At 61.0% G+C, this 459-nt stretch carries 1 protein-coding gene; it reads right to left on the reverse strand.

All coding sequences use genetic code 11. The features are described 5' to 3' along the window. Window positions 1-211: hypothetical protein (locus AC2JF9_RS09050; RefSeq protein ID WP_500727098.1), on the reverse strand; the 211-nt coding region annotated here is incomplete at its 3' end. Window positions 212-459 lie beyond the last annotated feature (248 nt).

A 459-nucleotide genomic window follows, 5' to 3' on the forward strand; every position in this document is an offset into this window, starting at 1 on the left:
TGTAAGCCTCGCGCCAGACCGCAATGCCTGGAATTTCGGAGAGCTCCATGCCACTCCAACGGGAGCGGCAGGCCTCCTCCCGTTCCGCAATGAAAGCATCCAATGCACGCGGCCGCTCCGGTGCAAGACTCAGGCCTTCTGCCACGATCACACCGACCCGGAACGCAGGAAAGCGAGGGATGAGGTCGGCGATCGAGAGGATCAGGGGCATGCGTGTTCTTTCTAGATTCGGGCGCGACTGATCTATCGCTGCTTTATCAAGGATGGGTGCCGTTTCAAATCCGGCATGGGATTTCGGGAGCTTGATCTCTGGTCGTGGATCAGACGCAGGCTGGTGTGGCTGAGTTGAAGCCCATCGCAGAGGGCACCTTGCAAGAAGGCGTCCTCAGCACGGCGGCGACGTCGGCCCGATCCTTGAGGAAGATCCCAGCGGTCATCTCCACGCGGCCAGGGCGGGTT

It is taken from the genome of Lactobacillus sp. C449L (assembly GCF_059900815.1).